This window comes from Nocardioides sp. L-11A (genome assembly GCA_029961745.1).
GTDB lineage: Bacteria > Actinomycetota > Actinomycetes > Propionibacteriales > Nocardioidaceae > Nocardioides.
The window spans coordinates 321,701-335,955 of record CP124680.1; the positions used below are offsets into that span (position 1 = coordinate 321,701).

A 14,255-nucleotide genomic window follows, 5' to 3' on the forward strand; every position below is an offset into this window, starting at 1 on the left:
CCCCCCGGGGACGCTCGGGCGCGCCTTCCAGCCCCTTCATGCCGTCGTCGATGTGAGGACCCTCCCCCCATGAACATCCCGGCACTGCGCCGTGTTCTCGTCACCGCCCTCTCGGCTGCGGTCGCCGCCGGCGCCCTGGCCGTGACAGCGCCGTCCGCGGAGGCCGCGGACCCGACGTTGATCAGCACCGCGACCACGACCTGGCGCTACCTGGACGACGGCACCGATCCCGCGGCGGGCCTCCCCGATCGCACCGACTGGGCCGACCCGGGCTTCGACGACACCGCGTGGCGGAGCGCGAAGGGTTCCTTCGGCGCGAAGAACGGCGCCCTGGCGAGCGTGAGCGGGTTCGTGCCGAACACGCTCCTGACCCAGTACAAGCCGGGCGGCACCACCGACATCGAGGCATTCTTCTTCCGTACCGAGGTCACCGTCCCGCCCGGCGCTCTCGCCGGGGTCACCTCGCTCGCCGCAGCCATCCGGTACGACGACGCGGCCACCGTCTACGTCAACGGCACCCGGGTCGCCGGCTTCGACGACGCGTCGATCACCGCCAACCTCAGCTACGGCGGCTCCAACGCCGATGTCCCGAAGCTGGCCGAGTTCACCATGCCCGTCAGCGCGTTCCACGAGGGTGCCAACACGATCGCGGTCGAGCTGCACCAGGGCCGGGCCAGCAGCTCGGACATCTACCTCGACTTCGTCAGTGCGAGCCTGAGCACGGCGGTCGCGCCGGCCGTCAGCGACGTCATCCTCAACATCGGGGCCGACGAGAAGCAGCGCAACGTGAACTGGTACTCCACCGGGTCGGCGGCCCAGAGCGTGCAGTACCTGCCCGCCGCCGACCTGGTGGGTGGCGCGTTCCCCGCCACCGGCGCCGAAGCGGTCACCTCCGTCCCCAGTCCGGCCAACGAAGCGGGGAAGACGGCGCACAAGGCGACGCTCGGCGGACTCTCGCCGAGCACCGAGTACGCCTATCGGGTCGGCACCGACGGCGCCTGGTCCGACATCGCGACCTTCACGACGGGGGACTTCGACAACAACTACGACTTCATCTACGTGGGCGATCCGCAGATCGGCTCCTCCGGCAACGTCGCGAACGACAGTGCGGGCTGGGCGGACACCCTGGCGAAGGCGTCGATCCAGGTGCCGACCGCCGAATGGCTGCTCTCGGCCGGCGACCAGGTGGACTCGGCCGCCAACGAGCAGCAGTACGACGGCTTCCTCTCCCCCCACCAGGTCACCGAGCTGGCCACGTCGACCACGGTCGGGAACCACGAGGCCGGGAGTCGCTCGACCTACTACCAGCACTACAACCTGCCGAACTACGACGAGGCCAGCGGCGACTACTGGTACACCTACGGGGACACGCTCTTCCTCAACCTCGACAGCAACTTCAACACCGAGGCCCAGCGTGCCGCCCACGTCGCGTGGATGGAGGCGACCATCGCCGCCAACCCCGACACGACGTGGCAGGTCGTGGTGATGCACCACGCGCTCTACTCGTCCGGTCCCCACGCGACCGACAGCGACGTGCTCCAGCGTCGTGCCTACTTCCCCGACCAGTTCAAGCGCCTGGGCATCGACCTCGCGCTCGCCGGTCACGACCACGTCTACACCCGCAGCCACCCCATGGACGGGGGCACGCCGGCACCGCTGCCGGCCGACGCACCCGCCGAGATCCAGGCCGGCCAGGGCAAGATCCTCTACCTGACCGCGAGCTCGGCGTCGGGAAGCAAGTACTACGGCAACTCCAACGCGGGAGCCTCCTGGGTCGCCGTCACGAGCCAGCCCAACGTCCCGCAGTTCACCCGCGTCTCGGTCAGCGACGCCGAGATCGGTCTCACCACCTATCGCACCGACACGATGGCGGTCGTCGACGAGATCACGCTCCTCGCCCCTGACGACGGCCCGGAGGTGCCGGCGGACTGGAGGGTGCCCGAGGCGCGCCAGCGATTGCCGTTCGCGGTGCGCGGCGAGGGGCTCTCCGGTCCGGTCACGGGCTTCCCGGTGCTCCTCACGTTCGATGACGACGATCTGGACTTCGCCGTCGCCGATCCCGACCGTCTGGTCTTCACGGCCGGTGACGACCCGACGCCGCTGCCCTATCAGGTCGAGCGGTGGGACCGGGCCGGTACGTCGGTGTGGGTGCGGGTCCCGCGCGTCGACGCCACCGGGTCCGAGGTCGAGCTGTACTTCGACGGCGCACCGCAGAACACGACCACCGCCACGGACGTGTGGGACGACGACTACATCGCCGTCCACCACTTCGCGTCGCCGAGCGGCGACTTCCCGGACGCGACGGCCAACGGCTGGGCCGGGAGCACGACGGGCTCGGCGTCGGTCTACGGCGCTCCGAGCGAGAGCGGCACGCCGGCGTACCAGATCACCGGTGCCGGCACCTACGTCGACTACGGCACGGCGATGGCCGCGGACGCGACGGAGCAGGTCACCTTCTCCACGTCGATCCTGATCGACCCGGCGCAGTGCACGGCGAGCGACACCGGCTACCGGGTGATCGCCGGCCGTGACGTCGGGGGCGGGAAGGTCGCCGGGGAGACCTACTCACTGGTCTGCTACCAGGGCAAGGTCTTCCCCCGCTTCGTCGTCGACAACGTCGGAGTCAACGCCAGCGGTGGCAATGCGCTCGCCTCGGCGGCCTGGTCGCCGGGCTGGCACGACGTGACCACGACCTTCGACGGCACCACCATCCGCACCTACGTCGACGGCGAGCAGGCCGCGGCCCATGCCATCAGCGGCGCCATCGGAGACGGGCTGGCCCCGCCGCGATTCGTCGTCGACGGCTACTCCAACACGCCCGGAGGCGTGAAGATGAGCATCGACGAGATGCGCCTGTCGCGCGTCGCCCGCAGCGCGGACTGGATCAAGGCCGAGTCGCTGGCGCGCTCGGGGCGACTCACCACCGTCGGTCAGGTCGAGTCCGCCGGGCAGCTGCAGCTCTCGGTCACCTCGCCCGCGGAGGGCGCCGTCCTCCCCGAAGGCGACATCGCGCTCGCCGGGACGACCAGCAGCGCCGAGGTCACCTACGCCGTCGACGGCGCCGACCCCGTGTCCCTGGGCCAGGTGAACGGCGCCTATGCAGCGACCCTGGCCGGTCTGGAGCCAGGCACCCACACCGTGGTGGTCACCGCCACCGCCGGTGACAGCCAGAAGTCGGTCACCCGTCGCTTCAGCGTTGCCGCCGTCGCCCCGGAGGGAGCGCCGCGACTCTCGCTGACCGACGGCGACCTCGTCTCGGGCACCATCGACATCGTCGCCAGCCGCCCCGGCGGCGACGCGGACGGTGACGTGGCCATCGAGGTCGACGGAGAGCCGCTCGAGGTCCGCGCGGCCGAGGAGACCGCCCAGGCGGTGTTCGACGTGTCGGGCTGGCAGACCGGCTTCGTGCAGGACGTCCGGGTCAACGGCGAGTCGATCCATCCGCCCCGCACCGACGTCAACGGCACGCTGCGCCTCGACATCCCCGAGGGCATCCTGCGCGAGGGGGCGAACACGCTGCGGATCAGCACCGGCAGCTCCGCCCGTCCCGAGGACACCGCCGCCAACAACGACGACTTCACCATCACCGACCCGCGTCTGGAGCTGGGCAACAGCGGCACGGTGCTGCGCGACCCGGCGGTCGACCCGGCCGCGCCGCTGTTCATCGGCGACGGGTTCCCCGCGGGCACGGCCAACCCCACGGTCTACTTCCGCGAGTTCACGCTGACCGTCGAACCGGGAGCGCTGACGACGTACGCCGCCACCTGGGACACCTCCCTGGGCGCGGACGGCCGACACACCGTCGCCGCCACCACCGAGGGCGGGACGACCACCGCTGCGGTCGACGTCGACAACACCGCGCCGACGGTGACCTTCCACGAGCCCGTCGACGGCGGGCGCTACAAGGGATCCTTCACCGTCGACGTCCGCGCCGAGGACCCCCATGAGGTGGACACCCTGACGCTCGACCTCGACGGCGAGCCGGTCGCCCAGGGGACGGTGGTCGACGTCGACACGCTCGGCCCCGGTGAGCACACGCTGACCGCGCACGCCGTGGACAAGCTCGGCAACACCGTCGACGTTCCGGTCACCTTCGACACGGTCGGCAATGCGCCGAACGAGCCGGGTGACCCGCGACCCGCCGACGGAGCGACGGGGGTCGACCCCGCCGGGACCGAGCTCTCGGTCACCGCGACCGATCCTGCCGGGGACGCCCTCGACGTGGAGTTCCTGCGCGGCTACCAGGGAGGCGTCAGCGAGGTCGCCGAGGGCGCCACCAAGGCGGCCCTGCCGGGCCGCACCGCCGGCACCGCGGCGACCGCGGACGCCTTGGCCGCGGCCGACGGGACGTCGTTGACCACCGCCGGCGAGCGCTCGTACCCGTTCCAGCGGTTCGAGGTCGACGTGCCGACGGACCTCGCCGGCGACGAGTTCACCGTGACCTGGCGCGGCGCGGTCCCCGACGGCGACCGCGCGGCCCTGTCGGTCTGGGACCACGCCGCCGACCGCTGGCAGCTGCTGGCGGAGGGCACGGGCAGCGACCTGACCCTCGAGGCGGCCGCGTCGGTCGCGGACACCGTGCGCGACGGGACCGCGACCGTGCTGGTCCAGGACGTTCCCGAGGTCGTGCTCGACGACGACGACGTGACGACGATCTCCTGGCTGACCGACACGCAGTACTACGCGGCTCGCGAGACCGCGACGTACGAGGCTCAGATCAAGTGGACGCTGGACCACCGGATCAGCGACGACATCGCCTACGGCGTGCACACCGGCGACCTCGTCGACGCCGGCTCGTCGGTCGCGCAGTGGCAGAACGCCAGCAGAGCCCATGAGCCCTGGGACGCCGCGGGCTTCCCGTACGGGGTCGTGCCCGGGAACCACGACATCGCGAGCGGCCAGTACGAGACCTATCGCACCTACTTCGGTGCCGCGCGGTTCCAGGACAACCCGTGGTACGGCGGCACCAACCAGGACAACGTCCAGCACTACGACGTGTTCTCGACCCCGGACGCCGACTACCTCTTCCTCTACGTCGACTGGTCGCTCTCCCAGGACGAGATCGACTGGGCGAACGAGGTCATCGCGTCCCATCCGGACCACAACGTGGTGATCGGCACGCACCAGTACCTGCTCAACGGCGGCTCCTACGTCACGCCCGGCCAGACGATCTTCGACGAGATCGTGCTGCCGAACGCCAACGTGAAGATGATCCTGTCGGGGCACACGCCCGGTGTGGCGATGAACGTGAAGCGACCCAGTGCCGGACGGGTGGTCGTGGAGGTCATGCAGGACTCGCAGGCGGTCGGGTACGCCGGCGACGGCTGGATGCGCACCTTCGACATGGACGCCACGAACCAGACGACCACGCACCGGACCTTCTCGGTCACCAAGCCGGGCAACAACTTCGCCGGCAACGGCACCGAGTTCGTCGCGCCGGACGGCTGGAGCGGGACGTCGAACGCCGAGAACTTCACGGTGCCGATGGACATCACCCGGGCCAGCCGGGAGATCGCGACCGACGCGCTCACGGTCACGACGCGCAGCACGCAGCGGATCGGTGACGTCGTCCATGTCGAGTCCGGTGAGCGCGCCACGGTCGGCACCGGAGCACTCGACCCGGCCACGTCGTACCAGTGGTTCGCGCGCGTCACCGATGCCGACGGTCACCGGACGGACTCCCCGGTGTGGGGCTTCACCACCGCGGACCAGGCCGAGCCGACCGCCACCTCGGTGTCGCTCGCCTTCTCCGGCGATCCGGTCGAGGGCACTGCGCTGACGTTCGCGATGGGCGTCACTCCCGCCGATGCGGCAGGCTCGGTGGAGCTGTTCGACGGGACGACCAGCCTGGGCCGGGCGGACGTGGTGTCCGGGGTGGCGGAGCTCGTGGTGAGCGATCTCGCCGAGGGCGTCCACGCGCTCAGTGCGGAGTTCACACCCGCCGACGCGACCGCCTTCGCGGGCTCGACCTCCCGCGTCCTGTCCGTCCGGATCGCACCACGACCCGAGCAGCCCGGCAAGGCACGGCCGACGATGACCGTGCGCTCGCAGCCGTCCTGGTACGGACGGTCCGCGGTCGTGGTGGTCGACGTGGCGGCCGGTGCGACGCCCGCCTCCGGCACGGTGCGGGTCAGCGTCGCGGGCGAGGTCCTCGAGGCCACCCTCAACGCGGCCGGCCGCGCCCGCTTCGCCCTCGACCCGGGGCTGACTCCCGGCACCTGGCCGCTGCTGGTCAACTACACCGGCTCCGACACCGTCGAGGCGGGGTACGCAGCGGGTGTGGCGACGGTGGACCGCGTCCCGACGGTGGTCGAGGCGAAGACCAAGAAGCGGATCAAGGCCGCGCGCCGCGCGAAGGTGGTGCTCACGGTGCGTGCCGTCGCGGGTGGACCGCCGGCCGGCGGCCCCGTCCGGGTCAAGGTCGACGGCAAGGTACGCCGGGCCGTGGTGCTCGCGGAGGCCGACGGCACGCTGCGCCTCCGGCTGCCCCGGCTGCCGCGCGGTCGCCACAAGATCGTCGTGCTCTACGACGGCTCGGCGACCCACGAGGCGGCGCGCAGCCGCAAGCAGGTGGTCACGGTGCGCTGAGAGCGCTGAGTCACGTCAGCGGCTGAGCGACTCCGGCGTGTGCAGGCGGACCAGGAACCGGCGGGCGTGCGCCGGCTCCCGGTCCGCCGTCGCGAGCGAGACCAGGACCATGACCGCCGCCGCGAGCGGCACGCTCCACGCGGCGGGCTGGCCGAGCAGGGCGCCGGTCCAGCCGCCGGGGGCGTAGCCGGCGAGGGTGGCGATCGCGGCACCGCCCGCGCCGAGTCCCCCTGCGGCGAGGCCGGCGAGCGCACCGGCGGCGGTGAGTCGGCGCCACCAGATGCCGAGCACCAGCAGGGGGCAGAAGGTCGACGCGGCCACGGCGAACGCCAGGCCGACCGACTGCGCCACCCCGACGTTGCGCACCAGCAGCGCGGCCCCGATGGGGATCACCACGGCGACGACCGCTGCGAGGCGGAACGCGGCGACCCCGCCGCGCCGCTCGCCGACGAGCCGGGTGGTGAGGTCCTGGGTGAGCACGCCCGAGACGGCGATCGCCAGCCCCGACGACGTCGACAGGAAGGCCGCGAACGCGCCGGCCGTGACCAGCCCGGTGAGGAGGTCGCCGCCGAGCCCGTCCAGCATCAGCCGCGGCAGCTCCAGCACGAGGACGTCGGAGCGGCCCTCGGCGACCAGGCGCCCGGCGTACACGCGGCCGAGGGCGGCGTAGACCGGGGGCCAGAGGTAGAACAGCCCCAGCAGCGCGAGGACGACGACGGTGGTCCGGCGCGCGGCACGGCCGTCGGGATTGGTGTAGAACCGGACCACGACGTGCGGCAGTCCCATGGTGCCGAGGAAGAGCCCGGCGATCAGGGAGTACGTCGTGTAGAGGCCGATGCCGCCGTCGCCCGCGACCGGCACCGACCAGCCGTCCGCGCCCGCCGTGCCGTGCGGCCGTCCGTCGCCCCACCACACGACGAGGAGGACCGCGACCGGGAGCAGGATCGCGGTCAGCTTCAGCCAGTACTGGAACGCCTGGACGAAGGTCACCGACCGCATCCCGCCGGAGGTGACATTGGCCAGCACGACCCCGCCGACGACCACCGGGCCGGCCCACTCCGGCGCGCCGATGGCGGTGCGCAGGGTCAGCCCGGCGCCCTCGAACTGGGGGATCAGGTAGAGCCAGCCGATGCCGACCACGAGCAGCGAGCAGGCCGCGCGGACGGTGCGCGATCCCAGCCGCGCCTCGGCGAAGTCCGGCAGTGTGTAGGCCCCCGAGCGCCGCAGCGGCGCCGCGACCAGCACGAGCAGGACGAGGTAGCCGGCGGTCCAGCCCACCGGGTACCAGAGCATGTCCGCGCCGCCCACGAGCAGCAGGCCCGCGATGCCGAGGAAGGACGCGGCGGAGAGGTACTCCCCGCCGATCGCCGATGCGTTCAGGCCGGGTCGTACGGTGCGGGACGCGACGAAGAAGTCGCTCGTCGTCCGCGAGAAACGCAGCCCGTAGATGCCGATCGCCAGCGTGATCAGGGTGACCAGGACGACCGCGACGAGCCCCGGTACGGCGTCCGCGCTCACGGCTCGTCCTCCGGGGTGCGCTCGGCGTCGCTGCCGACGAGATCGGCGAAGGCGCGCTCGTTGCGCTCGGCCCGACGCACATAGCGCCACGCGAGCAGCAGCAGGACGGGGTGCGCCAGGACCCCGAGCAGCAGCCACGGCAGCGGGATCCCGAGCGGACGCACGTCGGCCAGGCCGGGCGCGAGGTGGAAGACGAGCGGCAGCGCGCCGAGGGTCGCCGCCAGCAGCACCAGGACCCGGGCGGCGAGGCCGAGCTGCTCGCGCAGCAGCGAGCGTAGGTAGACGTCGCCCAGCGCCGTCTGCTCGTGGACGTCGCCGAGCCGGCTCCGCGGGTCGGTCGTGCTCGCCGGGCTCCCCGCGGCGGGGTGCCGCGGTGGTCCGGTGACCCGCACCCGCTCGGTCATCTGTGTCTCCCTATCGGGCGGCGCGGGCCCGCCGGACCAGGACGTCGCGCAGGCCGCGGGTGTGCCGTCGGCTCACCGGGAGCTCGGTCGCGCCGACCCGGACCGAGGTCCGCCCCGCGTCGGTGCGGACCTCGGTGACGTGCGCCAGCGCGACGAGCAGGGACCGGTGGATCCGGTGGAAGCCGGCCTCCGCCCACTCCTCCTCGAGAGTCGTCAGCGGCACTCGCACCAGGTACGTCTCGCCACCAGCGGTGTGCAGCCGCGCGTAGTCGCCCTGGGCCTCGACGTGCGTGATGTCGCCGCGGTCGACGAACCGGGTGACGCCGCCCCGCTCGACCGCGACCTGGGTGTCGGTCGCGGGCTGCTGCGGGGAGGCGCCGCCGAGGACGCGGCGTACCGCCTCGGCGAGCCGCTCGGGACGCACCGGCTTGAGGACGTAGTCGACGGCGCGCAGGTCGAAGGCGTCGACCGCGTGCTGCTCGTGCGCGGTCACGAAGACGACGGGCGGCGGCTGCTTGAACCGGCCGAGGACCTCGGCCAGCTCCAGCCCGCTCAGGCCGGGCATCTGCACGTCGAGGAACACGCAGTCGACCTCGCGCTCGCGCAGGATCCGCAGCCCCTCGGTGGCGGACGGACAGGCGACCACCTCGGCGACCCGGTCGTCGGCCTCGAGGAGGTAGCACAGCTCGTCGAGAGCGGGTCGCTCGTCGTCGATCGCCAGCACCCGCAGCCCGCCCGCGCCGGTCATGCGCTCACCCCCGGGGCGAACTTCGGGACGCGCACGATCACCTTGGTCCCGGCGCCCGGTGCGGTCTCCACGACCAGACCGTAGTCGTCGCCGAAGGCCGCGCGCAGCCGTGCGTCCACGTTGCCGAGACCGATCGAGTCGAGCCCGACATCACCGGCGAGCGCCCGCCGGACCTTCTCCGGGTCCTCGCCGACGCCGTTGTCCTCGACCTCCAGCAGCGCCTCGTGGCCCCGGTCGTGGGCGACGATGGTCAGCTGCCCCGACTCCTCGACGCTCTCCAGACCGTGCCGCACGGCATTCTCGACGAGGGGCTGGATGCACAGGAACGGGACGACGACCGGCAGCACCTCCGGGGCCACGTTGAGGGTGACCTGGAGCCGGTCGCCGAACCGCGCCTGCTCCAGCAGCAGGTAGCGCTCGATCGAGCGCAGCTCCTCCGCGATCGTCGTGAACTCGCCGTGGCGCCGGAAGGAGTAGCGCGTGAAGTCGGCGAACTCGAGCAGCAGCTCGCGGGCCCGGTCCGGGTCGGTCCGCACGAAGCTGGCGATCGCGTTGAGCGAGTTGTAGACGAAGTGCGGGCTGATCTGCGCCCGCAACGCGCGGACCTCGGCCTCGATCATCCGATTGCGGTGCGCGTCCAGCTCGGCCAGCTCGAGCTGTCCCGACACCCACGCGGCGACCTCCTCGGTCGCCCGGACCAGGCCCGCCGTCGGCGACGACGCGAACGCCTGCACGGTCCCGAGCATCCGTCCCTCGACGACCAGCGGGCTCACCACGCCGGTCCGGATGGGACACCCGTTCGTCGTGCAGCCCAGCTGGCCGCGGTCGACGGTCCGGGTGGCGCCCCTCTCGATCGCGAGCAGCCCGACGACCGCCGCCTGGTCGGCGTGGTGGCCGCCGAGTCCGTCCCACGCGAGCACCGCCTCGGTGTCGGTGATCGCCACGGCCGGCGTACCGAGCAGGTTGCGCAGGTGTCGTACGGCGCGCTCCGCGCTCTGCGTCGTCAGCCCCTCGCGCAGGGCCGGCGCCGCCAGGGAGGCCTGGTGCAGGGCCCGGAACGCCGCCCGGTCCGCCTCGCTCCCCAGCCGCCCGCGTCGCCACAGCCGGTCGGTCCGCATGGGACTCATCATGCCCGTCCGGGCGGGGAGGTCGCGTCGTCCGCGACGTGGCGTCTGGTTCCGTCGGGCGCCTGCGGTCCCGCTCGGCGAGCCGGCGCTGTAACACGCTGTCTACCCGTCTGGGCGCCGGTTCTCAGCAGGAAATGCCCGGAATCGGGTCCGATGAGGCTGACAACCGCCGGGTAGTCGGGTGGACGGCGTGTTACAGCGCGGCGGCCCGCCGTGGACGGATCACCCCGCTTCCTCGGCGGGGCCGCGGTCAGCGGAAGTCGATGAGCAGCATGCCGGAGTCGTCGTCGGCCGGGGGCTCGACGGCCGGCGCGAGCGCCACCGGGACGGTGTCCTCGCCGACCAGCTCCGGGCCCGGACCACCCGGGCTGCCGGGCCCGCTCTCGGCGGCGGGCTCCGCGGTCGGCGTACCGGTGGCTACCTGGTCCTGGCGGATCGTCTTCGGCTGGATGCCGACGACCGCGCGGAAGCACTCGGCGACCCAGGGCAGCTGCATGCCGTCCATGCCGCGGCCGAAGTCGTCGTAGAACGCGAGCACCTCGCGGACCTTCGACTCCTGCCCGGTCCGGTCCAGTCCGGCGACGTCGGGCAGCGAGCGCGCGAGATCCTGCACCGAGGACCTGTCGATGACCTGCCACTGCTTGAAGGAGGCGTCCTCGGCCGGTCCGAAGTACGGCGACGACTCGACCGCGTCACCCACGCCCGCGCCGATGGTGTGGTGGCCGATCAGGTTGCCGAGCCGCCTCACCCACGGGATCCGCTCGTCGCGGACGTTGCGGACGATCGCGAAGGTCCCGCCCCGCTTGAGGACCCGGGCGATCTCGGGCAGCGCCCGCTCGCTGTCGAACCACTCGTCGGCGTCCGCCGCGATCACCAGGTCGTACGTCGCGTCCGCGGCGGGGATCTCCTCGGCCGCCGTCTGCGAGACCCGCAGCTCCGGCAGCCGGGTGCCGAGGCGATCGAGCATCCTCGGGTCGGGGTCGGTCGCGTGCACGTCGTGCCCGAGGGCGACGAGGTGTTCGGTGAGCTTGCCCGTGCCGGCGCCCAGCTCGAGGACCGCGATCGGCTCCTCGCCCGTCAGCCACGCGACGGCCTCGCGCGGGTAGCCGGGGCGGCCGCGGTCGTAGGCCTCGGCCACACTGCCGAAGCAGAGGCCCGGTGCGTCGGGGGTGGGGTCGGTAGCCATCGGGGCGAGCGTACGGCGGTTCTGGCTCCCGGTGGCGGAGGCACGCTGCGGTCGGCCACTCCGTCGCTCCCTCAGCGGACGCTGAGGATGTCGGTGTGGGTGAAGTCGTCGCCTTTGAAGAGCAGCGGCTCGCCGGAGGTGGCGGAGAGCGCGTAGGCCAAGCAGTCGCCGAAGGTGAGCTCGGCCGGGGAGCCGGAGCCCTTGCCGTAGCGCCGGAACGCGATGCGCGCGGCTGTTGCGTGCTCCACGGTGACGGGCTCCAGAACGATGCTGAGCTCGTCGACGAGCCCGTCCAGCACCGGCCCGGCGCCTGCCCCGAGGACGCCCTCGAGGCGCATGGCCGACTCGAGCCAGTTCGCCGTCGACATACGGCAGCGTGCGGAAGCCATCCGGCCGACGAAGTCCTCCGATTCGGGCTCTCCGAAGAGGATCGCGATGATCGCCGACGAGTCGATGATCACGCCGGCAGACCTGTCTCCGGGTCGTAGAGGTCGTCGTCGCTCAGGATCCGATCGGGACCGGTCAGCCGGGGCAAGGCAGCGACCCTGAGCTGGATCCGGTGGACGGCGTCGATCTTGCGCCGTCGCTCCGCCTCGACCGGATCCGCGCCGACCTCCGCGAGGAACCTCTCCAGGGCCTCCTCGATGACGCTGGTCTGCGTCTTCCCGGTGATCCGCGCTGCCTCTCGCGCCAGCGCGTGCACCCGTTCGTTCTTGATGTTCAGACTCATCTCCGACCTCCGTCGTCCGGTCCGTCTACCATTCTACCGCTGACCTGATCTACCGATCTACCCTCCTAGGCTGCCCTCGTGACGACCGACCCGCACGCCTGGCTGCTCTCCCTCGAGGGCGTCCCCTCCGGCTTCGCCGGCGCCCGCGACGGCATCGACGTGGTGCTCCGCGACCGGGGCCTGCGCCGGACCGGCCCGGAGCTGACCGCTGAGTCACTGCTGCGCGGGGCGCACGCCAGCGCGGTACTGGAGGGATCCGGGTCCACGCTGCCCGAGGTCCGCGCCGGGGAGGGCGACGAGATCGCCGGCGACGCCGTCCGCCTCGCCACCGAGCTCCTCGCGCTGATGCCCGTGCTGCGCCGCCAGCCGCTCCAGGCGCTCGCCCGGATGCACAGCCTCGCCGCGCGCGGCACCCTGCCCGACGAGCTGCTCGGCCGCCCGCGCGACGGTGAGTCCGCGTCCCGGCTGCGGGGGATCGCCGAGCTGGTCACCGCGCCGACCGAGGCGCCCGCCCTCGCGGTCGCCGCCGTCGTCCACGCCGAGCTGGTCACGGCCGCGCCGTTCGGCTCGCACAACGGCATCGTGGCCCGCGCCGCCGAGCGACTGGTCGCCGCGACCCGCGGGGTGGACGAGAAGTCGCTCGTCGTACCCGAGGCCGCGCATCTCGCGCTCCGCCCTCAGTACGAGTCCAACCTGCGCGGCTGGGCGAGCGGCGGTCCCGCGGGCATGCACGCCTGGCTGCTGTACGCCGTCGAGGCGTGGTCGGCCGCCGCCGAGGCGAGCCCGCTGGTCCGCGCGGCCGAGTAGACGACACGCAGCGTGCCCGGCCTCGGGCAGACAAATGCAGGTGGCACCCGAGCCGTAGTCGTCTCGGGTGCCACCGCTGACACGTGAACCGTGGCTACCAGGCGTGCACCATCAACAGCTGCTCCGGAAGTCTTCCGAATGCAAGCGCCCAATTCAGAAGGGTAGATCGCCGCGTGGGTACCGGGATCACGTGTTGCTCTTGAGTTCTTGGTGTCCTTTGTACGCCGCCTCGGGGCCACCTTCAAGGGTTGTCTTTTCGCCGGGGACGGGGAACGCTGGCGGGTTGGGGGCAGGTTCTCCCGCGGCCCGGCCCGCGAGGTGGCGCAGGGCGTGGCTCAGGCGCCGAGCGAGCGGCGCCGGGTGCCGATCCACAGCGCGGCGCCGGCCGCGACCACCCCGCCGACCGCGAGCGCCGCGAGGGTCGGTTTCGGCGGCGGCAGGTGCAGCCGCGACTGCAGCGCGACCGGCCGGGTGAACACCAGCACCGGCCAGCCGTTGCCCGCCGCGACCTTGCGCAGCTCCTTGTCGGGGTTGACCGCGTGGGGGTGGCCGACCGCCTCGAGCATCGGCACGTCGGTCACCGAGTCGGAGTAGCCGTAGGAGCCGGCGAGGTCGTAGCCCGCGGTCTCGGCCAGCGCCCGGATCGCGTTCGCCTTCTCCTCGGCGTAGGCGTAGTACTCGATCTCGCCGGTGTAGCGCCCGTCCTCCACCTTGAGCCGGGTCGCGATCACCCGGTCGGCACCGAGGAGGGCGCCGATCGGCTCGACGACCTCGCTGCCGGACGTGGAGACGATGACCACGTCGCGGCCCGCGGCATGGTGCTCGTCGATGAGACGGACCGCCTCGTCGTACACGAGGGGGTCGACGACGTTGTGCAGGGTGTCCGCGACGATCTCGCGGACCGTGGCGACGTCCCAGCCGGCGCACAGCTGCGACATGAACTGCCGCATCTTCTCGACCTGGTCATGGTCGGCGCCGCCGACCATGAAGACGAACTGGGCGTACGCCGAGCGCAGCACGGCTCGCCGCGAGATCAGGCCCCCGGCCTGGAACGGCTTGCTGAAGGCCAGCACGCTCGACTTGGCGATGATCGTCTTGTCGAGGTCGAAGAACGCGGCGGTGGGCGGCGTACCCGCGGGAGCCATGC

At 72.4% G+C, this 14,255-nt stretch carries 10 protein-coding genes; 2 read left to right on the plus strand and 8 right to left on the minus strand.

Annotated elements, in window-relative coordinates:
• Positions 1–69 precede the first annotated feature (69 nt).
• The gene (locus QJ852_01500; GenBank protein ID WGX97121.1) at positions 70–6,588 is read left to right on the plus strand and encodes an Ig-like domain repeat protein; all 6,519 of its coding nucleotides are present in this window, start codon (positions 70–72) and stop codon (positions 6,586–6,588) included.
• Between the two features lie 15 nt (positions 6,589–6,603).
• Here QJ852_01500 and QJ852_01505 read toward each other — a convergent pair whose 3' ends face one another.
• From QJ852_01505 to QJ852_01535, 7 genes are all read right to left on the minus strand, one after another.
• The gene (locus QJ852_01505; protein WGX97122.1) at positions 6,604–8,106 is read right to left on the minus strand and encodes a cation acetate symporter; all 1,503 of its coding nucleotides are present in this window, start codon (positions 8,104–8,106) and stop codon (positions 6,604–6,606) included.
• Positions 8,103–8,510, minus strand: coding sequence for a hypothetical protein (locus QJ852_01510; protein WGX97123.1), 408 nt, complete (start codon positions 8,508–8,510; stop codon positions 8,103–8,105). The genes QJ852_01505 and QJ852_01510 overlap by 4 nt, the downstream gene beginning before the upstream one ends.
• 10 nt (positions 8,511–8,520) lie before the next feature.
• Entirely contained in the window at positions 8,521–9,258 is a 738-nt protein-coding gene (locus QJ852_01515; GenBank protein WGX97124.1) for a LytTR family DNA-binding domain-containing protein, read from the minus strand.
• Positions 9,255–10,385, minus strand: a complete 1,131-nt coding sequence (locus QJ852_01520; GenBank protein ID WGX97125.1) for a histidine kinase — start codon at positions 10,383–10,385, stop codon at positions 9,255–9,257. The genes QJ852_01515 and QJ852_01520 overlap by 4 nt, the downstream gene beginning before the upstream one ends.
• 250 nt (positions 10,386–10,635) lie before the next feature.
• Positions 10,636–11,571, minus strand: a complete 936-nt coding sequence (locus QJ852_01525) for a class I SAM-dependent methyltransferase (GenBank protein ID WGX97126.1) — start codon at positions 11,569–11,571, stop codon at positions 10,636–10,638.
• 71 nt (positions 11,572–11,642) lie between these two features.
• Positions 11,643–12,032 (minus strand): type II toxin-antitoxin system VapC family toxin, encoded by a 390-nt coding sequence (locus QJ852_01530; protein ID WGX97127.1) that lies wholly within the window; start codon positions 12,030–12,032, stop codon positions 11,643–11,645.
• The gene (locus QJ852_01535; protein ID WGX97128.1) at positions 12,029–12,301 is read right to left on the minus strand and encodes a type II toxin-antitoxin system VapB family antitoxin; all 273 of its coding nucleotides are present in this window, start codon (positions 12,299–12,301) and stop codon (positions 12,029–12,031) included. Before QJ852_01535 ends, QJ852_01530 begins: the two co-directional genes overlap by 4 nt.
• Before the next feature lie 78 nt (positions 12,302–12,379).
• On the opposite strand from QJ852_01535, the gene QJ852_01540 reads away from it, so the two are divergent.
• A complete protein-coding gene (locus QJ852_01540; GenBank protein WGX97129.1) occupies positions 12,380–13,108 on the plus strand; it encodes an oxidoreductase in 729 nt (242 codons plus the stop codon).
• A gap of 335 nt (positions 13,109–13,443) precedes the next feature.
• Here QJ852_01540 and QJ852_01545 read toward each other — a convergent pair whose 3' ends face one another.
• The gene (locus QJ852_01545) at positions 13,444–14,253 is read right to left on the minus strand and encodes an HAD family hydrolase (GenBank protein ID WGX97130.1); all 810 of its coding nucleotides are present in this window, start codon (positions 14,251–14,253) and stop codon (positions 13,444–13,446) included.
• Between the last annotated feature and the right edge of the window lie 2 nt (positions 14,254–14,255).